25 protein-coding genes, 1 tRNA gene and 1 pseudogene are annotated in these 20,400 nt (G+C 68.7%); 18 read left to right on the top strand and 9 right to left on the bottom strand.

Annotated features, from left to right (window positions below):
* Nucleotides 1–4 precede the first annotated feature (4 nt).
* Both ABD830_RS24095 and ABD830_RS24090 read right to left on the bottom strand, forming a co-directional pair.
* Entirely contained in the window at nucleotides 5–1,093 is a 1,089-nt protein-coding gene (locus ABD830_RS24095; protein WP_344991329.1) for an ABC transporter substrate-binding protein, read from the bottom strand.
* A 134-nt stretch (nucleotides 1,094–1,227) separates the two neighbouring features.
* Nucleotides 1,228–2,193: a sugar-binding transcriptional regulator gene (locus ABD830_RS24090; protein WP_344991326.1), complete on the bottom strand. Its 966-nt coding sequence runs from the start codon at nucleotides 2,191–2,193 to the stop codon at nucleotides 1,228–1,230.
* 199 nt (nucleotides 2,194–2,392) lie between these two features.
* Here ABD830_RS24090 and ABD830_RS24085 point away from each other — a divergent pair, with 199 nt between their 5' ends.
* Nucleotides 2,393–2,704 (top strand): hypothetical protein, encoded by a 312-nt coding sequence (locus ABD830_RS24085; RefSeq protein ID WP_344991323.1) that lies wholly within the window; start codon nucleotides 2,393–2,395, stop codon nucleotides 2,702–2,704.
* Between the two features lie 3 nt (nucleotides 2,705–2,707).
* On the opposite strand, the gene ABD830_RS24080 is transcribed toward ABD830_RS24085, so the two are convergent.
* Complete coding sequence (locus ABD830_RS24080) at nucleotides 2,708–3,694, bottom strand: LacI family DNA-binding transcriptional regulator (protein ID WP_378520761.1); 987 nt, start codon at nucleotides 3,692–3,694, stop codon at nucleotides 2,708–2,710.
* Between the two features lie 68 nt (nucleotides 3,695–3,762).
* Here ABD830_RS24080 and ABD830_RS24075 point away from each other — a divergent pair, with 68 nt between their 5' ends.
* A complete protein-coding gene (locus tag ABD830_RS24075; protein ID WP_344991321.1) occupies nucleotides 3,763–4,935 on the top strand; it encodes a CynX/NimT family MFS transporter in 1,173 nt (390 codons plus the stop codon).
* A gap of 12 nt (nucleotides 4,936–4,947) precedes the next feature.
* The gene (locus ABD830_RS24070; protein ID WP_344991318.1) at nucleotides 4,948–5,616 is read left to right on the top strand and encodes a hypothetical protein; all 669 of its coding nucleotides are present in this window, start codon (nucleotides 4,948–4,950) and stop codon (nucleotides 5,614–5,616) included.
* A gap of 13 nt (nucleotides 5,617–5,629) precedes the next feature.
* On the opposite strand, the gene ABD830_RS24065 is transcribed toward ABD830_RS24070, so the two are convergent.
* On the bottom strand, nucleotides 5,630–6,163 hold the full coding sequence (locus ABD830_RS24065) for a cysteine dioxygenase (protein WP_344991315.1): 534 nt from the start codon (nucleotides 6,161–6,163) through the stop codon (nucleotides 5,630–5,632).
* Nucleotides 6,160–7,014 carry an amidohydrolase family protein gene (locus ABD830_RS24060; RefSeq protein ID WP_344991312.1) on the bottom strand — a complete coding sequence of 285 codons (855 nt, stop codon included), beginning with the start codon at nucleotides 7,012–7,014 and terminating at the stop codon, nucleotides 6,160–6,162. Before ABD830_RS24060 ends, ABD830_RS24065 begins: the two co-directional genes overlap by 4 nt.
* A 201-nt stretch (nucleotides 7,015–7,215) precedes the next feature.
* Between ABD830_RS24060 and ABD830_RS24055 the strand changes: the two genes are divergently transcribed.
* Nucleotides 7,216–8,217 carry a LacI family DNA-binding transcriptional regulator gene (locus tag ABD830_RS24055; RefSeq protein WP_344991309.1) on the top strand — a complete coding sequence of 334 codons (1,002 nt, stop codon included), beginning with the start codon at nucleotides 7,216–7,218 and terminating at the stop codon, nucleotides 8,215–8,217.
* 23 nt (nucleotides 8,218–8,240) lie between these two features.
* On the opposite strand, the gene ABD830_RS24050 is transcribed toward ABD830_RS24055, so the two are convergent.
* Together ABD830_RS24050 and ABD830_RS24045 are read right to left on the bottom strand one after the other, a co-directional pair.
* A complete protein-coding gene (locus ABD830_RS24050) occupies nucleotides 8,241–9,569 on the bottom strand; it encodes an aromatic amino acid lyase (protein WP_344992993.1) in 1,329 nt (442 codons plus the stop codon).
* Nucleotides 9,570–9,577: 8 nt separating this feature from the next.
* Nucleotides 9,578–9,958 (bottom strand): phage holin family protein, encoded by a 381-nt coding sequence (locus tag ABD830_RS24045; RefSeq protein ID WP_344991306.1) that lies wholly within the window; start codon nucleotides 9,956–9,958, stop codon nucleotides 9,578–9,580.
* 132 nt (nucleotides 9,959–10,090) lie between these two features.
* On the opposite strand from ABD830_RS24045, the gene ABD830_RS24040 reads away from it, so the two are divergent.
* Nucleotides 10,091–10,366, top strand: a complete 276-nt coding sequence (locus tag ABD830_RS24040; RefSeq protein ID WP_344991303.1) for a hypothetical protein — start codon at nucleotides 10,091–10,093, stop codon at nucleotides 10,364–10,366.
* A gap of 107 nt (nucleotides 10,367–10,473) precedes the next feature.
* Here the strand turns inward: ABD830_RS24040 and ABD830_RS24035 are convergent, their stop codons facing one another.
* Together ABD830_RS24035 and ABD830_RS24030 are read right to left on the bottom strand one after the other, a co-directional pair.
* The gene (locus ABD830_RS24035; RefSeq protein WP_344991300.1) at nucleotides 10,474–11,250 is read right to left on the bottom strand and encodes an FAD:protein FMN transferase; all 777 of its coding nucleotides are present in this window, start codon (nucleotides 11,248–11,250) and stop codon (nucleotides 10,474–10,476) included.
* A gap of 50 nt (nucleotides 11,251–11,300) precedes the next feature.
* Nucleotides 11,301–12,002 (bottom strand): ferredoxin reductase domain-containing protein, encoded by a 702-nt coding sequence (locus tag ABD830_RS24030; protein WP_344991297.1) that lies wholly within the window; start codon nucleotides 12,000–12,002, stop codon nucleotides 11,301–11,303.
* 52 nt (nucleotides 12,003–12,054) lie between these two features.
* On the opposite strand from ABD830_RS24030, the gene ABD830_RS24025 reads away from it, so the two are divergent.
* The 13 genes and pseudogenes from ABD830_RS24025 to ABD830_RS23970 all read left to right on the top strand — a co-directional run bounded on the left by ABD830_RS24025 (nucleotide 12,055) and on the right by ABD830_RS23970 (nucleotide 20,391).
* Nucleotides 12,055–12,447, top strand: a complete 393-nt coding sequence (locus ABD830_RS24025) for an OsmC family protein (RefSeq protein WP_344991294.1) — start codon at nucleotides 12,055–12,057, stop codon at nucleotides 12,445–12,447.
* Nucleotides 12,448–12,686: 239 nt separating this feature from the next.
* Complete coding sequence (locus tag ABD830_RS24020; RefSeq protein ID WP_344991290.1) at nucleotides 12,687–13,613, top strand: nucleoside hydrolase; 927 nt, start codon at nucleotides 12,687–12,689, stop codon at nucleotides 13,611–13,613.
* 41 nt (nucleotides 13,614–13,654) lie between these two features.
* Nucleotides 13,655–13,728 (top strand) — tRNA-Lys (locus ABD830_RS24015).
* A 106-nt stretch (nucleotides 13,729–13,834) separates the two neighbouring features.
* Nucleotides 13,835–14,821 (top strand): NUDIX hydrolase, encoded by a 987-nt coding sequence (locus ABD830_RS24010; RefSeq protein ID WP_344991287.1) that lies wholly within the window; start codon nucleotides 13,835–13,837, stop codon nucleotides 14,819–14,821.
* A gap of 62 nt (nucleotides 14,822–14,883) precedes the next feature.
* Nucleotides 14,884–15,120, top strand: coding sequence for a FitA-like ribbon-helix-helix domain-containing protein (locus ABD830_RS24005; RefSeq protein WP_344991285.1), 237 nt, complete (start codon nucleotides 14,884–14,886; stop codon nucleotides 15,118–15,120).
* Complete coding sequence (locus tag ABD830_RS24000) at nucleotides 15,117–15,503, top strand: type II toxin-antitoxin system VapC family toxin (RefSeq protein ID WP_344991282.1); 387 nt, start codon at nucleotides 15,117–15,119, stop codon at nucleotides 15,501–15,503. The genes ABD830_RS24005 and ABD830_RS24000 overlap by 4 nt, the downstream gene beginning before the upstream one ends.
* A gap of 49 nt (nucleotides 15,504–15,552) precedes the next feature.
* Nucleotides 15,553–15,690: pseudogene (locus tag ABD830_RS23995) on the top strand (PhnA domain-containing protein); the annotation flags it as partial.
* 57 nt (nucleotides 15,691–15,747) lie between these two features.
* Nucleotides 15,748–16,392: an AAA family ATPase gene (locus ABD830_RS54650; RefSeq protein WP_486348596.1), complete on the top strand. Its 645-nt coding sequence runs from the start codon at nucleotides 15,748–15,750 to the stop codon at nucleotides 16,390–16,392.
* Nucleotides 16,299–17,057, top strand: coding sequence for an AAA family ATPase (locus ABD830_RS23990; RefSeq protein ID WP_344991280.1), 759 nt, complete (start codon nucleotides 16,299–16,301; stop codon nucleotides 17,055–17,057). Before ABD830_RS54650 ends, ABD830_RS23990 begins: the two co-directional genes overlap by 94 nt.
* A gap of 43 nt (nucleotides 17,058–17,100) precedes the next feature.
* Nucleotides 17,101–18,330, top strand: a complete 1,230-nt coding sequence (locus ABD830_RS23985) for a helix-turn-helix domain-containing protein (protein WP_344991278.1) — start codon at nucleotides 17,101–17,103, stop codon at nucleotides 18,328–18,330.
* 66 nt (nucleotides 18,331–18,396) lie between these two features.
* Nucleotides 18,397–18,753 (top strand): hypothetical protein, encoded by a 357-nt coding sequence (locus ABD830_RS23980; protein ID WP_344991275.1) that lies wholly within the window; start codon nucleotides 18,397–18,399, stop codon nucleotides 18,751–18,753.
* Complete coding sequence (locus ABD830_RS23975; protein ID WP_344991272.1) at nucleotides 18,750–18,971, top strand: hypothetical protein; 222 nt, start codon at nucleotides 18,750–18,752, stop codon at nucleotides 18,969–18,971. The genes ABD830_RS23980 and ABD830_RS23975 overlap by 4 nt, the downstream gene beginning before the upstream one ends.
* Before the next feature lie 343 nt (nucleotides 18,972–19,314).
* On the top strand, nucleotides 19,315–20,391 hold the full coding sequence (locus tag ABD830_RS23970; protein WP_344991270.1) for a hypothetical protein: 1,077 nt from the start codon (nucleotides 19,315–19,317) through the stop codon (nucleotides 20,389–20,391).
* Nucleotides 20,392–20,400 lie beyond the last annotated feature (9 nt).

Genomic DNA, 20,400 nt, shown 5'->3' with positions numbered 1-20,400 from the left:
TCTCCTACTTGATGCCGAGCTCTTCGCAGCCCTTGGCGTACTCGCCGGTGCAGACGTCGGCGGCCTTCATGATGCCGCTGTCGAACAGCACCTCCTTGATGTTCTCCTTGGTCACGACCGTGGGGACGAACAGCTCGGAGGGGGTGTTGTAGAGCGTGGTCTTTCCTGCGGGCTTCTTGCCCTGCATGAACTCCCAGGCCGTGTTCGCCGCGGCCTCGGCCACGATCTTGATCGGCTTGGAGATGGTGTTGTACTGGTCGCCCGCGACGATGCGCTGCGCGGCGGCGACCTCGGCGTCGTTGCCGGTGACCGGGGGCACCTTCACGCCGGCGGCCTTGAACGCGGCGATCGAGCCGCCGCCGGTGCCGTCGTTGGCCGCGACGACGCCCACGATCTGGTCCTTGAACTGCGTGATCTGGCCGCTGACCCAGGTCTGCGCCTTCTCCGGCTGCCAGTCGGGCGTGTCGTACTCGGCCAGGAGCTTGAAGCCGCTCGGGTCGACCGCGCTGTGGATGCCCTTCTTGATCAGGCCGGCCGCGGCGTCCGTGGGGGAGCCGTTGACCTCGAGGATGCCGCCCTTGGCGTTCTCCTTCTTGAGGTGGTCGACCAGGGACTGGGCGATCATCTGGCCGATCTTCTCGTTGTCGAACGAGATGTAGTAGTCGGCGGGCGTGGCCGGGACGGGCCGGTCGTAGGCGATGACCGGCACCTGCTGCGACTGGGCCGACTTGACGATGGTGGCCGCGGCGGCGGAGTCGACCGGGTCGATCACGATGGCCTTGACGCCCTGGGCGAGCGCCGAGTTGGCCTGCTGCTGCTGCTTGGCGGCGTCGGAGTCGGCGTTCTGGTAGATGACCTGGCAGGTCGGGCAGAGCTGCTTCATCTTGGCCTCGAACAGCGGCTTGTCCTGCAGCTCGTACCGGGTGGAGGCCAGGTCGGGCATGAGGAAGGCCACCTTGGCGTTCTCGACCGCGCCGCCACCACTGGTGTTCCCGCCGGTGGAGCCGGAGCCGGAGCCGCACGCGGCCAGCGCCGAGCCTGCGAGCACTGCCACTGCGGCGAACGTGGAGGTCCGCATCTTCGCTCTGTTCACGGGTCTGTTCCTCACTTGCTACCGGGATTCATGACGCACTGCCCCCGAAACAGGACATGGCCCTCACAAAGGGACACATCCTGTGGTGCGGCTCACGGTAGCGCGCCTTCTGAAACTTTGTCCAGCAAAAACGTTCAGAGTTGACGGGCAGCCGCCACCAGGCCCTCTGCTGTAGGGACATCGGTGACGAGCTGGTTGAAGTAGCCGCCCTTGGCTCCCGCGACGATGGACAGCACCTTCTCCGCGCCCACCGCGACCGCGATGGTGGTCGGAATGCGGCGCAGCTCCTCCAGCCGGGTGGCGACCAGGCGCTCGCTGCCGGGGTAGGTGATCGGCTCGCCGTCGCGGTCGTAGACGCGCATGCACACGTCGCCCACGGCCTCGCGCAGGCTGTCGGCGTCGCGCGGCATGAGGGCGGGCATCATCTGCCGCATCAGCGGAGCGGAGCCGACGCCGACGATGGCGCACTTGGCGTGCGCCCACAGGTCCATGACCCGGCGCACCGACGGTTCGTGCTGGAGCGAGTAGAACAGCTCGGGGCCGGGCAGCGCGGGCGCGTAGAGGTAGGCGGGCACGCCGCCGAGGCGTTCGGCCAGGATGCGGGTGGTCTCGTTGGTCTGGAACCAGGGCTGCGGCTCCTCCTGGCCGCCCACCGCGGGGGCGATCGTGACCCCGGGATAGTGGCCGAGCCCCTCGCGGGCGCACTCGTAGACGGTGGTGCCCGACGAGACGAGCACGACGTCGCCGGACTCCAGCCCGACCGCCGCCAGCGCGCGGGCCACGGCGGGGGCCAGCCATGGGCCCAGGGTGGGGCCGCTGACCTTGGGGACCAGGTAGACGCGCTGCAGCTGGAGCGCCTCGGCCACCTCGGCGGCCAGCGGGCCGTCCCCGAGCGTGGCCGGACGGTGCACCTTGATCTCCACGATGCCCTGCCTGCGGGCCTCGGTGAGCAGCCGGCTCACCGTCGCCCTGGAGACGCCGAGCCGCTTGGCGATGTCGCCCTGGGTGGCCTCTTCCATGTAGTACTGCTGGGCCGCGGCGTACATCAGCTCTAGGGGGAACCTGGCCTGCGTCTCGGGTGCGACGTCGGCGGCATTCATGCGCGCGCTCCTGTCGTTGCGTGAACATTTTTTCTGAACTGATGCGCAAACGACTATATGGCGGGCCGCGTTCAGCGGTCCACCACAGGTAGCGGAGCCGGCACCTATGGCGGGCTTCGTCTTGCGGTCTACCAGACGTCATCGACACTCTTCGCTTACGATCGGTTGCACCAAGTAGTTGCCACGATGGGGAGGGGCAGTGTCCAAAGGGATGTTCGTCGCGGCGGCCTTCGGTCTCGTGGTCGCGGGCATGGCGCCGCCTGCCCCCGCGGTGGCCAAGGTCCTCAAGTGCGACGCGGTCGTGCAGAGGCAGGGCAGCGACCTCGGCGTCGCCGCGTGCAGCAATCCCACGGGCGAGACGTGGATGTTCCGCGCCGTGGTGGTCTGCCGGCGGGCGCTCGACGTCCTGGGCGAGTGGGTGACGCTGCCGCCCGGCGGCTACGGGCAGTCTCAGGGAACCTGCGACAGTGCCGGTCCTGGCAGCGTGGGCGTGGAGGAGAAGCTCGCCTGAAGGTCACCCGGGGGCGAGCAGCTCGCCGGAGCCGCGGGCGATGAGCCGTACCGGAAGCTCGATGTGCTCCGGTGGGCCGGAGTCGCCGCGCAGGCGACGGAAGAGCAGCTCGGCCGCCACCCGTCCCATCCACGCGGGGTCCTGCGCCACCACGCTCACGCGCGGGTTCAGCAGGTCGGCCAGCTCGAAGTCGTCGAACCCCACGAGCGCCACCGGCCGCCCGTCGAGCGCGCGCAGGGCGGTCACGGTGTAGCGGCCGTTGCCGGTGAACAGCGCCGACGGCGGATCGTCCAGCGCGAACATGCGGGCCAGATCCGCGCGTACCGCCTCCAGGGAGGGCGGCCGCATCGACACCAGCCGCTCGTCGAACAGCCCCCCGAGCGCCTCGCGGTAGCCCTTGAGCCGTTCGGCGGCGGTGAAGATCTCCGGGTCGTCACCGAGGAAGGCGATCCTGCGGTGGCCGTGGCCCATGAGATGGCGGATCGCCTCCCCGGCGCCGCCCACGTTGTCGGCGAGCACCGTGTCCAGGTCGATCCCCGTCCCCGGCGGCCGGTCCGCGAACACCACCGGCGTACCGGCCTCCAGCTCGGGACGCAGGTACGTGTGGTCCTCGCCGGCGGGCACCACGATCAGCCCGTCCACCCGGCGCGCGCAGAACGTCTCGACCAGCTCCCGCTCCCTGCCCGGCTCCTCTCCGGACGAGCCGCTCAGCAGCAGGCAGCCGTGCCCGATGACGACGTCCTCGACGGCCCGGCTGAGACCGGCGTAGAACGGGTCCGCCAGGTCCTCGATGACCAGCCCGACCGTGGCGGTCCTGCCCCTGCGCAGCACTCTGGCGCTCTCGTTGCGGCGGTAACCCAGCCGGTCGATGGCCGCGCGCACCCGCTCGGCCGTGGCCGGGTGGACGCCGGGCTCGCCGTTCACGACGCGCGAGACGGTCTTGAGTGCCACACCGGCGGCCGAGGCGACGTCCTTCATCGTCGGTCTCACGCCAGGATCATGTCTCACCGCGACCCGGTAGACAACGTTGTCACGGCGTTATGCGAGAGTGGTGCCCTATGTCGGTGAGATCTGCCGTGCTGGTGGCGGGGTTCGTGCTGGCCGCGCTCAACCTGCGCCCGGCCATCGCGGGCGTCTCCCCGCTCCTCGACGAGATCATGAAAGATGTGGGCCTCTCGCCCGCCGGCGGCGGCGCGGTCACCACGGTCATGGTGGTCTGCCTGGGCGTGTTCGGGCTGGTCACGCCGATGCTCGCGCGCAGTTTAGGGCTGGACCGCACGCTGCTGGCCGGGCTGCTCGTCATCGCGGCGGGCGTGACCCTGCGCGGCCTCGACGGCGCGCCCGTGCTCTACCTCGGCTCCGCCCTCGCCGCCACCGCGATAGCCGTCATGAACGTCTCCATGCCCGCCGTCGTCAAGCAGCATTTCCCCACCCGGGTCAACCTCATGACCGGCGTCTACGTCGCCTCGGTGGTGGCCGGCGCCACCCTCGCCTCCGGGCTGGTCGTCCCCGTCGAGCACGCCACGGGGTACGGCTGGCGCGGCGTCTCCGCGCTGCTCGCCGTGCCGGCCCTGCTGGCCGCGCTGCTCTGGCTGCCCCAGGCGCTGCGCGGCCGGGGTCAGGCGCAGAACGGGCCCAGGCCGTTCGGCGAGGTGCTCAGGAGCCGTGTGACCTGGTACGTGACCGCGCTCATGGGCCTGCAGTCGCTGACCTTCTACGTCATGCTGGCCTGGCTGCCGACGATCTTCCTGGAGGCCGGACTGGCCGCCGACCAGGCGGGCTACCTGCTCAGCCTGACGAACCTGGTCCAGGTGGTCACCGCGCTCGCGGTCCCCGTGCTGGCCGGCAGGCGTGAGTCGCAGGTGCCGTACGTGGTGGGCTCCGGGGTGCTGACCGTCCTGGGCTACCTCGGCGTGCTGCTGGCCCCGACGACGGCGCCGTGGGTATGGATGATCGTGCTGGGGATCGGCCAGGGGGCCTCGTTCGCGCTGGCGCTGCTGATCATCGCGCTGCGGCCCGCCGATCCGGCCACCGTGACCGCGCTGTCGGCCGTGGCGCAGTCCGTGGGGTACGTGATCGCGGCGCTGGGGCCGCTGCTGTTCGGGTTCCTCAGGCAGGTCTCCGGCGGCTGGTCGGTGCCGCTGATGGCCGGGCTGGGAGTGATCGTGGTCCAGATCGTGGCTGGGTGGTTCGCGGGGCGGCCTGCTACCTTAGGTAAGGCTTACCTATAGGGAGGTTCCAGCGTGCTGACCGAGGCGCTCCAGCGTCTCGCCGACGGGCGGGGCGGGGTCATCGGGGTCGAACCGGGATTGGTCATCGAGCCCGACGAGAGCTGGACGCCGGTCACCGAGCTGCTGCGGGAGCCGCACGAGCTGCTCGTCGGGCTGATCGACGAGACGGCCGCGCGCTGGAACGCGCCGCGCCACGTCGGGGCGGCGCTGTTCTGGAAGACCTACAGCTACTGGCACACGCTGCCCATGGCGCTCGGCTGGGCGCTGGACGGGCGGGTGCCGGTCATGCGGCCCGCCGACACGTACTTCAAGGTGTCGGAGGCCGGGGTGACGGTCGCCGCGACGCGCGTGAGCTGGGGCTCCGGCGCCCGCGCGATCGCCGAGGCGCTCGCGGAGTCGCAGCGGCCGCTGGTGAAGGCCATCGAGGCGGTGGCGAAGGTGGGCGAGCGCACGCTGTGGGGTTCCACGGCGGAGGCGTTCGCCCACCCGCTGACGTCGGTCGTGCCCGGCGACTACATGCGACTGCTCAAGGAGCTCGGCCCGCCGGTCGACGGGCTGATCGAGCCCGTCGGCGACGGCTACTTCCGCAGGACCTGCTGCCTGTGGATCACACTGCCCGATGTCGAGCCCTGCGGAAGCTGCTGCGTGCTGAGACCGCCGCGGCGTCGCCCGGCGGCCTGAGGCCGGTACGTGCTCAGGCCACCACCGCGTCGTCCAGCGGCCTGAGCTCGTCGGCGTAGCTGACCGAGACGCGGCGCATGACGCCGGTGTCGTCGATCGAGTACTGGCCGAGCCGCCACAGCGGCGGCGAGTAGGCGTGGATGGAGACGCTGTTGTCGACCGCGCCGTTGAGCCGGTGTATGTGGTCGGGCCCGAACGAGAACGACTGGCCCTCCGAGACCACGGTCTCCAGGTGCTCGCCGCCGATGCGGGGGTTGCACTCCAGCAGCGCGCCCTGCACCACGTGGACGGCTCCCGAGGAGATGTCGTGGTCGTGCCAGCCCGTGTCGTCCTCCGGGCGCCAGCACAGGAGCCATACGTCCACGTACGCGTCACGGTAGAGCGAGGCGTAGTGCCTGCCGCCCTCTTGCGGGAAGGCCACCTGGTCGCGCCACTCCTCGGGGTGGGCGGCCAGCTCGTTCACCAGCTCGCGCAGCTCGCGGCGGTCGAGCGTGCGCTCCGGTAGCCGGGCACAAGTCCCCCCGTCCTTGATCTGGATCGTGTTCACGTACGAGTCTCCCTTCTGAAAAGCAGACGACGGGGGTTGACGACCCGGATGGCATGACCGGCGGCCGCGCCGAGACCGGGCTCGGGTGCTGTGGCGTAGGGGGCGTCGGAGCCGTTGACGACGACGTCGATGCCCAGCTCGCGGACGATCGCGTCGATCGCGCGCGGGCCGTACGAGGAGGTCTCCACGAAGAAGTCCGGATCGACCAGGCCGCGGGTGCCGCCGCCCCTGGCGATCAGGCGCTCGGAGTGCAGCGGGGCCAGGCCCGCGAGCGCCGCGAAGCAGACGCGCAGCCGGGGGTGCCTGGGCCGTACCACGGCGTGGAAGTAGTGCCAGGCGGCGTGCAACTGCTGCACGTACGGCACCACGGCGGGCCACCACGGCGGCGTGCCGGGGGCCGGGGCGGCGGGGCCCGGGTGGACGAACAGCGGCAGGTCCCTGTCCGTCAGCACCTCGAGCAGCCGGTCGTCGGGGAGCACTGTCGCGGGGATCTGCAGCCCGGTGAAGCCGCGCTCGAGGTCCTTCGCCAGGCGGTCGGGGTCGGGCTCGCTGAGGCACGTGGACGCCCAGGCCCCGAACGGCTCGCCCAGCGCGAGCGCGCCGTCGTGGTAGGCGTCGACCAACGGCCACGACTCCTCGGGCGGCAGGGACTCGACGCCGAGCGGGCTCGACATCGACACCAGCGCCAGCTCCAGGCCGGTGGTGTCCCTGCGGTCGTCGGGGTCGATCTCGTACGGGGGCTCGCCGTCGAGGATCAGCGTCCAGCCGTCCACGTAGGGCGGGGAGGTGCGGGCGCGCAGGGCATCGACGAACGAGTGGGTCCACACATGCTGATGGACGTCGACGCTCACGGCTGCCTCCTTCCCCTATTTCCTACTTACATTACATGTTAACCGGCTGCCCTGCGTCGTCGCTACCGTGAAGCGTTTCAGTGATACGGTTCAGTGAACCGCTTCACTTGCCGCTTGTCAACGGCGTCGGGGAGCGGGCGGATCGACAGACGGCGTGGCGGAAACGGCGGTTCTGTCGTTGTCACCGAATAGGCTGGCTGAATGCCTCGGAAGAGAGCCACGATCCGTGAGGTGGCCCAGGCCACGGGCCTGTCACCCGCGGCCGTCTCCTATGCCCTGCGCGGCCTGCAGGTGTCCGAGGAGACCATGGAGCGGGTGCGTGCCGCGGCGGCCGAGCTCGGCTACGAGGCCGACCCCATCGCCAGGGCCCTGGCCAGCGGGCGCACAGGCATGATCGGGCTGCTGTGCGGCTCGCTGGAGGACCTGTGGCAGCAGTCCTTGGCGGTCGGCATCAGCAGGGGCCTGCGGGAGAAAGACCGTTACGCTCTGATCCTCGACGCGGTCGGCGATCCCGCCCGCGAGCGCGCCTTCGCCCAGCGGCTCCGCGACCAGCGCGTCGACGGCCTGATCGTCCAGCCGATCGACCCGGCGGCGGCGTTCTGGGCCGAGCTGTGCGAGTCGCTGCCGGTGGTCGCGATCGGCGACTCGATCAAGGGCACGGCCGGAGAGGTCGTCTTCGACAACCGGCGCGGCGTGACCATGGCCCTGGAGCACCTGCGCGACCTCGGCCACCGCCGCATCGCCGTCCTCACCCCGACCAGGGCCAGCACGCCCGACCGTCCCGCCGACCTGCACGTCACGGCCGAGGCCGACCGGCTGGGCCTCGACATCGAGGTCGCCACCGCGCCTCACGGCCTCGCCGGCGCCACCTCGGCCGCCCGCGACCTCCTGACCGCCCGGGGGCCGAGCGCGGTGTTCTGCTTCGCCGACTCCATCGCCTACGGGGTTTACGCGGCGGCTCAGGAGCTGGGGCTGGCCGTTCCCGGTGACGTGTCGATCATGGGGTACGACGACCACCCGATGTCGGGGCTGCTCACGCCTGGGCTCACGACCGTCGACTGGGACATCGACGGGATCGTCCGGGCGGCGGTCCGGCTGATCTCGGCGGCGACCGACGGCGGGACCCGACGCCGCCGCGTGGTGCAGGCGCCCACGCTCAGGGAACGGGGGTCGGTGGCCCGGGTTCCCCTGACGGGAGCCTGACACTTTCGCGTCCCCCAGAGGGGTCAGAGGGGTTGGTGGAGAGCGTGACGGGAGGTGGTCAGGTCGGCGGTGAGGGGGCGGTCCGGGGTGGGGCCGTTGAGGGCGCGGGTGGCGGCCGTGTGCTCGCAGGCCAGGACGATCTCCAAGGGCTCCAGGCAGCGGAGTGCGTGGCGGGCGGCCTGGGTGGCGAAGCCCGCGTGGTCCTCCGTGCCGAGGGAGATCACCGCCGTGCCCGTCGTCACCGGGTGGGCGAGGTGGCGGAGTTCGGCGAGGGCGTCCTGGGCCACGTACTCCAGGATCAGCAGCCCCGACGAGCCGGGCCGGTCGGCGAGGAAGGGGTGGCGGCCGGTGTAGCCGGGGTCCATGAGGGTGGCCAGGCGGGCGGCGCTGAGCTGTGCCGCCTGCACGAGCGCGGCACGCAGCGCGTCGAGCGCCAGGGACACCGGGGCCGAGTGGAAGTTGCCGTTGTGCCAGGCCAGGGATCCTGAGAAGAGAGGGTTCTCGGTGGCGGCGTTGAGGTCGGTCTCGACGGCGGCGGCCGCTCGGTCGAGCGTGTCCATGGCGGCGCCGTGCACCTGGGCGAAGGCTCGGTAGCCGTACGGGTCCTGCACGCGGGTCCCCGGCGCCTGGGTGAGCAGGCCGCGCAGGCGTGCGGCGACGGCGGCCTGCCCGGGGTGGGGCCGGGCCTCCTGTACGGCGGCGGCCAGCGGCTCCGCCGAGGCGTGCACGGCGGCGAACGACATCGCGGCGACGTCGACGGCGGCCTCCAGGAGATGGCGGAGGCGATGGCAGGCGATGGCGGCGTCGGCGAGCGTGGCGGCCCCCGAGCTGATGAACGGCAGCGCGTCCCCGGAGGCGAGCGGAAAGCGGGGCTGGTCGGCGGGGGACGGCGGGAGCTCGTGGTGCCAGGGAAGCTCGCCCAGCAGGCACAGGGCGGTGGTGGCGAGGGCCGTGAGGTCGCCGGTGCCGATGGCGCCGTACGTCTGGATCGGCGGGGTGAAGCCGCCGTTGATCGCGTCGGCCAGCACCGGGAGCACGGCGGGGTCGATGCCGGAGCCGCCCGCGGCGAGCTGGTTGAGCCGGACCACGAGCATGGCCCGGGCGCGGGCCGGCGGGATCAGCGGGCCGGCGCCGCACACGTGGCTGCGGAGCAGGTCGAGGCCGGGCTCTTCGACGAGTACGCCCCTGTTGGCGCCCACGCCGGTGCTCCGCCCGTACACGGGGCCCTTGAGCTCCTGGGCGGTGGCCCACGCGGCCCGGGCGCGATCCAGGGAGGCGATCGTGACCCGGGCCCCGCCGTACGCGGCCTCGTGGACCTGCGCGCAGGTCAGGCCGGCGCCGTCGAGCTCCACGTGCAAGTTCAGTCGCCGTCGGGGAGGATGAGACCCAGCAGCCAGCTCACGACGCTGACGATGATCGCGCCCCAGAACGCGGCCGGGTAGAAGTTCGAGACGTGGAAGGGGATGTCGAGCTGGCCGGCGATCCAGCTCGTCAGCAGCAGCATGGCCGCGTTGATGACGAGCAGGAAGAGGCCGAGTGTCAGCACGACGATGGCGCACCCGAGTGCCTTGACGATGGGCTTGACGATGGCGTTCACGAGGCCGAAGATCAACGCCACGATCAGCAGGACGCCCCAGTATTGGGCGGAGTTCGCGGGGGCGCTGACCCCGATGCCGGGGACGAGCTGGATGGCCACCCATAGGGCCACCGCCGCCGCAATGGTTCTGATGATGAATCTCACGCTGCTTGATCCTCCCACTTGAGCTCGGTACTTCGATAGTGGCGCAGTCTGCGCGTTTCCGGCGGCTACTCTGCGTAGTCGCCGGTTATCGCCGGCCCAACTCGGGCAGGGGGCGTCGAGGGAGGGAGCAAGATGGACGCGAACGGGCTCGAGTCGCTGCCGGCCGACGAGTTGCACGATCGGGCGGTACGTTACGCCGTACGCCACGGAGACCTGGGGTTTCTCTGGGATCTGCTGAAGGTCATCCCGGCCGCCGAGGCCGCCAGCGGTCACGGCGCGGAGGCCGCCCATGACCTCAGCCGGGTTTCCGCGCTGCTCAGCGACGCCATCGCCTCCGGCGAGGGGCAGCTGGGCGAGGCGCTGCGCCCGATCTACATAGAGTATCTGCGCAAACATCCCGACGCCTGATCGCGAGAGACGGCTGAGGAGGCGGACCGGCAGAGCTCCGCACGCCACCCTCCGTAGCCACTCGAGCGCGGCGGGCCGCCGAGGGAGGGCGGCCCGCCGGAGGGCGGTCAGCCGGCCAGACGTGCTTCCGCTCCGCTGTAGTCGGCGAGGCCGGGCGTGCTGATCTCCTGCCCGTCCCGCGTGATGATCATCGTCTGGTACGGCCCCGCCTCCGCCAGGTCGGCCGCGAAGCGCCTGGCCACGATGGATCCCATGGCGAAGATGGCGGTGGCGTACGCGTCGGCGACCCCGAGGTCGGGACCGATCACGGTGACCGAGCCGAGACCCTCCTCGACCTGCCCCGTACGCGGGTTGACCACGGGAGCGCCGCCCGAGGTGGCGATGCCCAGGTCATGGGCGAAGACGACCTTGCGAACCACGTTCTTGCGCGGGTCCCGGATGCCGACGCGCCAGCGCTTGCCGGGGGCGGCCGAGCCGCGCACCCTGATGTCCTCGCCCGCGCTGATGCGGTGGTCGCCCGCGCCCGCGTTGACCAGGGCGCGGGACAGCCGCTCGAGCGCCCAGCCCTTGATGTAGCCGGACGGGTCGATGACGCCGTTGATGCGCGCCTCGAAGTAGCCGTCCGTGGCCTCGCTGAGCTCGTCGCAGCGGTGGAGGACCTCGATGAGCTCGGGGATCTGCTTGATCGTCTGGCCGCGGTTGAGCCGGCCGATCTGGCTGTCCTCCTTGACCGGACTGAAGGTGTCGTCCACCCACCTCAGCCAGGCGAACGCGTCATCCATCAGCGGGACCAGCTCGCGCGCCGGGAGAGCGGTGCGGATGTCCACACTGACCGGCATGCCCATGACCATCTCGACACGGGCGCTTCCGGGGAAAGTCGTCACCTTGCCTCCTTGTCCGCAGCCCACCGTTGCAGATGACGCGTAATGTGGACCTAAACCTTTTGCTGTGATTTGAAATGAATCTGTGATCTTGGCACCGCAAGGCGTGACAACGCCCCGCCTATGTACCTCCTGAACTGCCGCGGACCCGCCACCACCACATCGCGGTCGGAGATGTCGGGAATCTCACGGCTCAGGCCCGAGGCGCTCACGCGCTCCTTGGCCTGGGGGTCGTGCTCGGCGCCCTCGACGAGGATGAGGCCGTAGCGGGCCTCCAGGTCGCGCAGCTCGTCCGTGGCACGCTCGACCCGGTAGACGGCCACGGTGTCGCTCGCGCCGTCCAGCCGGGCCCGCAGGGCGGACGGGTCGAGGCCCGTTGCGATCAGCAGGGTCGGCCTGGCCGTGGCGGGCACCCGGTGGCTGCGTACCGCCATGACGGCCGCCATCGCGTACAGGGCGAGCGAGCCCGCGCGGCTGAGCTCGGTCACGTACGCCGTGGAGCTGAACTCGTGCGCCACCAGCAGCGCGCCGGCCAGGTAGCCGCCGAGCCGCAGCCGCTGCCTGGCCTCCTCGGTGCGCAGGTGGCCGGCGGCCTTGACGATGAGGAAGCCGAGGGCGACGAGCAGCGCCGCCGCGGCGTAGGCCGTCGGCCGCCACGGGTAACCGAAACCCGGCTGGATCGCGCCGAACTCGGCCACCGCGACGCCGCACCAGAAGAGGATCGGGCCGGGGTTCGCATTCGCCTGGCTAGCCATGCTCCTCACGATCCTGAATGAACATTAAAGCTTTCTGAGTAGGGTCTGAAACATGGCTAACGTGCGTGTCGAACGAACAGAGGACGGCGGATTCCGGGCCACGAACGCCCGCGGCGCCGAGGTGCGGATGGGCGGCGGTGACGAGGACGGGGTCTTCACCCCGGTGGAGTTGCTGCTGGCGGCGGTCGGCGGGTGCAACATCGTGACCGTCGAGCCGCTCACCGCCAAGCGCGGCCACCGCCTGGTGCGGCTGGCGATGACCGTGCAGGCGGAGAAGGTCGAGCCGAGCAAGCTCGGCCCCGTCACCGTCACGTACGAGGTGGAGCTGCCCTCGGAGGAGGCCGGCGAGGTCTTCAGGGCGGTCGCGGAGCGGGTGCACGAGAAGTACTGCACGGTGAGCAGATCGTTGCAGGAGGGCACAGAGGTCCGGCTGGAGGTTCCCTAGTCGGATAAAACAGATATTCGACCCCGTCATGACGCGACCGTTGCATTCGTCTCGGTAGCGTTGTAGCAGGTCAAGAGGCCAATAGACCTTCACCGAAGCGGACGCGGAGGGGGACCGCGGTTCGCCAGTGCGGGACCGCCGGTGTTTTTGGGGGAAGACACCGGCCTGGACCGCCGCCGATCGGGCCGGGCAGCTTTGGGGGAACTGCCCGGCCCGATCTATGCGTATCCTCCGGTTTCGTGAAGAAGGTTCTCATTGACTGCGACCCCGGTATCGACGACGCGCTCGCCCTGGCCCTTGCGGCCGGCTCCCCTTCCCTCGACGTGGTGGGCATCACCACCGTGGGCGGCAACGTCGATCTCCCCCTGACCACGGCCAACGCGCTGGCCCTGAGAGAGTTCCTGGAGCTGGGGAACGTCCCGGTGACGCCGGGCAGCGCCGGCGCCCTGCTGCGCGAGACGGTGCGCGCCTCCCGCGTGCACGGGACCACGGGCCTGGGTGACGTCGTGCTGCCCGCGCCGGCTCTGGGCCCGGCGGACGGGCACGCGGTCGACTTCATCGTGGACACCCTGAAGGCCGCCCCTGGCGAGATCACGCTGGTGGCCGTGGGACCGCTGACGAACGTCGCCCTCGCCGTACGCCGCGAGCCCCGCGTCGTGGAGTGGGCCCGCGACCTGGTCATCATGGGCGGCTCGTTCACGCGCGGCAACCACAACCCGGCCGCCGAGTTCAACATCCTGGCCGACCCCGAGGCGGCCGCGATCGTCTTCGGCGCCGGGTGGACGGTGAAGATGCTGGGCCTGGACGTGACGCTGACCGCCGTGGTGACCTCGGACGTGCTCGACCGGATGCGTTCGCTGGGCAGGCTGGGCGAACTGCTGCTGGCGCCCGCCGCGCAGTTCTACGGGGTGGTGACGGCCGACGGCGGTCCGGCCATCCACGACGCGTGCGCGGTGGCGTACGTGCTCGACCCCTCCCTGTTCACCTGCGTGCCGGCCGTGGTGAACGTGGAGACCGCCGGGCTCTACACGCGGGGGATGACCGTGACGGACTTCAAGGTGACCGCGCAGGACGCGAACGCGCTGGTGGCGACCTCGATGGACGTGAAGGGGTTCTGGGACCTGGTTCTGGGGGCGTACGAGGGACTGGCGGGGCGGCTCGGATGATGTGCGGGCAGTGCTCGGCGGCTGATACAGTTACATCTGTTGCGCCGCTAGCTCAGTTGGTTAGAGCAGCTGACTCTTAATCAGCGGGTCCGGGGTTCGAGTCCCTGGCGGCGCACCTCGAGAAAACCCCAGCTCTGCATTTCTGAGCTGGGGTTTTCTTCGTTGCGCGGATTCTTGGCAGCGGGTGGGCACGCTCTGGGCATGGACGTAGGGTCATCGTTGTGCCCGAGCCGATCATGCGCCCCACCGCCCGCATCCTCCTCGTCGACAGCGATGACCGGATCCTGCTCTTCCAAGGCCAGGGGCCGACCAAGAACCCTGATGTGGCCTGGTTCGCCCCAGGCGGCGGAGTCCACGCGGGCGAGAGCGTGGTCGTCGCCGCCGCTCGAGAACTATGGGAGGAGACCGGCCTGCAGGTCGGACCGGAGGCGTTGGAGCCTGTCGTCGCCGTCAGCGAGGGCTACTGGATCCACTCCGACGACACCCTCTACTACACGACCGACCACTACTTCCTGCTCCGCACCCAGACCGTGACCGTGGACCTGTCGGCGATGGAGGGACCCGAACGCTCCCGGCTGGCCGCCTACCGGTGGTGGACCCTTGACGAACTGCGCGCCACGACCGACACGATGATCCCGCGCAACCTGCCCGAGCTGCTGGAGCCGCTGCTCAAGGGCGTCCTTCCCGCGCAGCCGTACGTCATCCCCTGGCATCATCCCGCCCCGGTGGCCTTCACCGCCGCGCGCGTGATTGTCGTGGACGACGAGAATCGGGTGCTGCTCTACCGGGCGCCGCGACTGGCGAACGACCACCTGGCCTGGTTCACGCCCGGTGGTCGGCTGGAGCCGGGCGAGACACCGGAGACCGCCGCGGCCAGGGAACTGCGGGAAGAGATCGGTCATCACCTCGAGCCCGGCGATCTCGGCCCGGTGGTCGCGCTCAACGCCGGGGTCTGGGTCCGTAACGACGGACTCCTGATGAGATCGGAGCACCACTTCTTCTTCCACCGCGTGCCCACGTTGAAGGTCGACATCTCGGGCATGGAGGAGTTCGAACGGTCCCGGCTCGACTGCTTCCACTGGTGGACCCTGGACGAGCTGCGCTCCGCCACTGAACCGGTCCTCCCTGTCGATCTCCCACGCCTGCTGGAACGCCTGGTTGCCGGCGACGTTCCGAAGGATCCGGTCTTGCTGGCCTGGGACCGCTGAGCGATTCCTTCTGAGCGGCAGCCTGCATGGATCACATGCATAAAAAGCATTATGCTTGCACCATGGATGCCACCTTGCAGGTCAGAGGGCTGGACCCGGAAGTGGTCGCCGAGCTGAAAGCGCGGGCCGCGCGTAAGCGCATGTCGCTGTCCGCGTATGTGGCCGACATTCTTACCGAGGTCGCCGCCGCCCCTGCCCCGGACACGATCAGAGAGCGGCTGGAGGCTCTCCGGTCGCTCGGCGGCGGGGCGAGCCACGACGACGTCGTAACCGAAATACGGAAGATCCGCGAGTCGTGATCGTCATCGACAGCTCGGCGCTCGTCGAGGCCCTGGCCGGCGACGCTCCCGCGGACGATCTGCTCGCACGCATCGCCGAGAACCGGCTCCACATCCCTTACCTGCTCGACTACGAGTTCCGCAACGCCATCCGCGGGCTGCTTCTTGGCGGGAAGCTCAGCGAGGCCCGCGCCGAGGGAGCCCGGATTGTCAAGGAGGGCCTACCCTTCATCCGTCACGCCGACGACGTGACCGCCGATCGTGCCTGGGACCTGCGAGCCAACTTCAACGGGTACGACGCCACCTACGTCGCTCTGGCAGAAGCGCTGGACTGCACTCTGGTTACCACGGACGAGAAGATCTACAAGGTGGCCCGCAAGTACATCAACGTCGACCTCTGCTGATCTCTCGATCGATCACGGCTGATTCAAGTGCCGGGACAAGGTCAAGGGCAGTCCGGCCGGGATCAAGGCAGGCACCAAGGTTCGCAACATCCGTCTCGTCGCCGGCGTGGATGGGCACGACATCGACTGCAAGATCGACGGGTTCGGTTCCATGCAGCTCAAGTCGAGCGTGGTCAAGAAGGCCTGAGCCGACATCTCGGCCTTCGAGACGATCCTGCCTGGTGGCGGAGGGATTTGATGTGCCATGAGTAGCACGCCGTTCGTCTCACGCGTTCGTGTGAGGGGATTCCGCTCGATGGCCAACTGTGATGTGCAGTTGGGGCCGCTCACGATCCTGGCCGGATTCAACGCTGCCGGAAAGTCGAACTTCCTGGACGCACTGCGGTTCGTGGCTGACGCGTTGGACAGTTCACCGGGCAAGGCTCTGGCATCGCGGGGTGGTCTTGATCGTGTGTTGTGTCACGCTTCCGAAGCCGGCGTGCGTGCCGACTCGTTCTCGATTGACCTCGAGTTGCATCTTCGGATCGCTGAAGGACAGCTGCTTCCCGTGACCTACGGCCTGGAGATCGGCAGGCGCGGAGGGAAGTCAACTGCCCCGGCCGTGATCCGAGAGGAATGCGAGGTTGTGCTCCCCGGAGGCATAACCAAGTGGTTCCGCGCCACGCTTCATGGACTCAGCGGCAGCGAGCCGGTCCACGCGGAGGGACAAGCCGGATATCAGGCTCGTGACCGGCTGCTCCTGGCTACTGCCGCCTTCGATACCCCGCTCCCCGCAGTGGAATGGCGCTCCTTCGCATGCGCTTCTACGATTTCGCGACGGAATTGCTTCGCGGCATCGACGACGACACCGAGCGCCACTCGGTGCTTGGGCCGAGTGGGGAGCATCTAGGGCATGTCCTTGGGGCGCTGGCGGAGGATGCTCCTCAGGTGAAGGAGGATTTCGACGCCTACATACGCGCCACCATCCCCCAATGCCTTGGGATCGATGAGCGGAGGGAGGGCGAGTTCTCCGCGGTTCAGGGACGATTCTGGAGTGGAGATCCCGTTCTAGGCTTCTGGCAGGCGGCAGGTACGCCCGCTGGTGCGGAGGGCGAACCGCAGGTGAATGTGTTCCGCCGCCAGGAACTTTCCGACGGCGCGCTGCGGGCGGCTGGAGTGCTGGCTGCGCTGTTCCAGCCGGGCACCCTTGATGGCAGCATCACTCTGGTCTCCATCGAGAATCCCGAGATCGCGATCCATCCTGCGCATGTGAATGCGCTGTTGGGCGCCATGCACGCAGCCTCTGGCAACACGCAGGTCATCGCCACGACGCAGAGTTCGGATCTGCTGGATAGTGAGGACGTCAGGACCGAACATCTGCGGATCGTCGAGATGCGCCAAGGTGCAAGTGTGATCGGCGAACTGGAGGAGCACACCAAGAAGTACGTGACCTCCCAGAAGGCTCCCGGACCTCTGCCGGAGCTCCATCGGCAGGGGCAGCTTCGCCCGGCGGACGCCACTCAGGAGCGATCGCGCCTTCGCCTCACTGACTCCCGGCCGTACCACCTACTCTGACATGTAGAGCAAAGGCAGCCGGACCTCGGGAAGGGTGACACCCATGAGCCCCGTCGGCACAAACATCTTGATCATGGATCAAGGGGGCATAGGCCCTCGCATCGCCGAAGCCCGAAAGCTCGCCGGATTGACACAGGACGGGCTGGCCATGATCGTTCCCTGCTCCAAGAGTCTGGTGTCGCAAGTCGAGCGGGGCAGCAAGCCCGCGACGCCCTGGTTCATCGCGGCCGTGGCCAGGGCGTTGCACGTTGACGTCACCGAACTGACCGGGCAGCCCTACCGGGGGTCCACCGGTCGGGCCGACCGCGTGCACGCCAGCATTGCGGCCATTCGCGTCGCCCTCAACTACTGGGACGTACCGCCTGAACCGGAGGCTGAGCCGAGAGGCTTGGGCGCGCTACGACAAGACGTGCGCACGGTCGCCGCCCTCCTCGACAGGATCGACTACGTGGAACTCGGTAAGCGACTGCCGGGGCTGATCGAAGAACTGGCCTTCGTCCTGCACGGCAGTGAGGGCGCGGAACGCCGGACCGTAGCCGAGATGCTGTTGCACGCCTTCGTGGCGGCCAAGTCCGTCGCCTATCGGCTGGGCTACGTCGATCTGACGTCGGTTGCCGTGGACCGGGCGACACAGGCGGCACGCGAGACCGACGATCCGCAACTGCTCGCCTACGCCGCCGAAGAACGTGCTCAGGTGTTCTTCGCCTCGGCGGCCTACCGTGCCGGTCTCACCTTCCTCGATCGCGCTCATCGGGCATTCGACACGTTGATCTCAGACGGCGAACCGGGACTGGCCATAGCGGGCTCTATGCATCTGCGGTCCGCCATCCTGGCCGCCCGCATGTATCCACGCAGAGCGGATGCCTGGGAACACCTGGCCCTGGCCCAGGAATACGCCTCACGCATTGGACGTGACACCAACCACTACGGCCTTTCCTTCGGTCCGAGCAACGTGCGCATTCACGAGATAGCGGCCGCCATCGAACTGGAAGATCCCGATGAGGCGTTGCGGCGTAACGAAGGATTCGCGCCGCCTTCCACTCTTTCTCCAGAGCGTTCCTCTCACCACTACATCGATCTGGCTCGCGTGCAGCTCATGGCGGGAAAGCCGGACCGTGCCCTAGATTCTCTGAGGCGCGCCGACCGGCTTTCACCGCAACACACGGCATATCACCCGATGGCTCGCGAAACGGTTACCGGACTTATGCGGGCGCACACACGCATTCCAGAGCCATTGCGATCGCTGGCGCGGCGTATCCAAACGACGACGTAGGTTCAGGCAAGCAAGTCGCACAGAGTGTGCGTTTTTCGCGCCGGAGTCATCCCTAGCTTCGATGACATGCAAGAAAGCACCCTCGCCGATGTCGGTCTCGACTCCGAAGACGCCGACGGGCAAGATGACGTGCTGAATACGGCCGTACAACTCCAGGGTGAGCTGGGCCGTCTGGAGATCGCGTCAGACATCCACGACGGCTACGGCCTGGCGCTGCTGTCGGTCTGGGTCGGATTGGTCGTCTGGTGCGACGGCGGGCGGTTCTGGTGGCGTACAGGCTGGGACCCGAGACGGCAACGGGTCATCTATGCCTGGCACCCTTCCGCCGACCCTGCTCGGGCCGCCCGCCGGATCGCCCTCCGCTACGTCCAACTGCGGGCGTCTCACCCGCTCTCAACGATGATCGCGGGAGCGCAGCCGTGACCGTGACCTGGCGAGAGCTGAGCAACAGATATCCGGGGTGGCAGATCAACGACATGGCCGGAGGCTGGGTGGCCATGCGTAAAATCCTGGTTCCCCAAGAGAACGCGCTGTCCAACGTCCGTTGCGGGGAGACGTTGGATGAGCTGGCCTCCAACCTGGAGTCCGAGTCCAGGCTGGAGGCGAAGAAGCAGCCAAAGCGTCTTCGTGGTGCAGCGTAGACATTCAGCCTGTGCGCGATAAGCGACGGACGTTCTGGTCTCGTCACATCGTGTGACTTTGATCATCTCGGCCGGGGTTTTACGCTCAGTTCCTCGTGGTCGGGATACCGCTCCTTGCGATACCGGTCATCGAGGTCGTGCTCCTGGGCCAGTCGCTGCTCTGCTCGCGTACAGGTCGGCATGGCGTCGGGACCGGCTGGAGTCAACCTTCACCTGCGGCGAACCGGCAGGACGAGTACGGTGTCCTTGGCGTCCGCACCTCCAGTGCTATCACTGACTGTGGTCCGGTCGTCATCTTCCGCTCGATATCGTGGGACGGGTGTCGGAAGGCCCAGGAGGCGTTATGGATCTGATGGAGCGGGCCGGGGACCTCAAGGGCGAGTTGATGGAGTTCGCCATGTCGCCCCGGTTCGGCAGGGCGGTCTCCGAGGCGATCCTCGACGCGTTCCCCGGCGGCGTGGTCAACGACGAGGCGGTTTTCTCTGCGGCGGTGGAGTCGTTCATCTACACCGAGCCTCTGGAATCTGGGCAGACCGTCCTCCAACTCTTCGCCGAGACGTTCTCCGGCACCGATCGCGCGCTGCTGCTGGGCTGGTCGGACCACGTACAAGGGATCTTCGAAAGCAAACAGCCGTACGGGGATGACGGGATCGTCGCGTTCAATCACGTCGATGAACTCACCTACCGGATCCGTTCCAACATGGGTGCCGAAGGCATCACGCATCTGCTCGCCCCGGGCGCGGTGATGGTCGGCGGGATCGTTCCGGTCGGCGACGACTGGATGATCAGCGGGGCGTCCATGGGTTTCCCGCCCGAAGACGCGCCTGCCGTGCTGGCCGGGGTGCGGCAACTGCAGATGAAGAACCCCAAGATGGTCTTCCGCAACCCCGACAAGCTGGAGCAGGCCCGCAGGCTTCAGGCCGAGCAGCGGGACTCCTTCATCGACCTGTACGGAAGCGACCTGGTCGTCGTCCCCGGCAACGAGGTGAAGCAGACGATGATCGCGTTCTACCGGCACGACTACGAGCGAGCCGGAAACAAGGGCGGCCCCTGGACCGAACCCGACCTGCCCGACTTCCCCTTCGCGCCCGATGACAAGGTCGCCCTCATCTTCGACGAAGAAGACGGCCTCGGCTTCTATGTGAACTTTGACGTGGCGCAGGAGGCCTTTGCCAACCCCGCACTGATCATCCGTCAGCGCTATCGCGATGTGGTGACCGGCTATCTGCGCGGCCAGGACGTCACCCCCGTGCCGCTGCGCCGCCTGGCCGCGCAAGACCCCGGCAAGGCCGGCGAGGTCTTCCGCCGCCTGCTCAAGAAGAAGGACTTCTCCTGGGAGCGCGACGGTGAGGCGCTGCTGCGCACGCACAAGTCCAACTGGTTCGCCTCCCCTCGGCTGCCCCGCGTCATCCCGGTCTGATCTATCGAT

Source organism: Nonomuraea helvata (assembly GCF_039535785.1).
GTDB lineage: Bacteria > Actinomycetota > Actinomycetes > Streptosporangiales > Streptosporangiaceae > Nonomuraea > Nonomuraea helvata.
The sequence above is the reverse complement of the archived record's forward strand: the minus strand, read 5'-3'. Positions and strand labels throughout refer to the sequence as shown.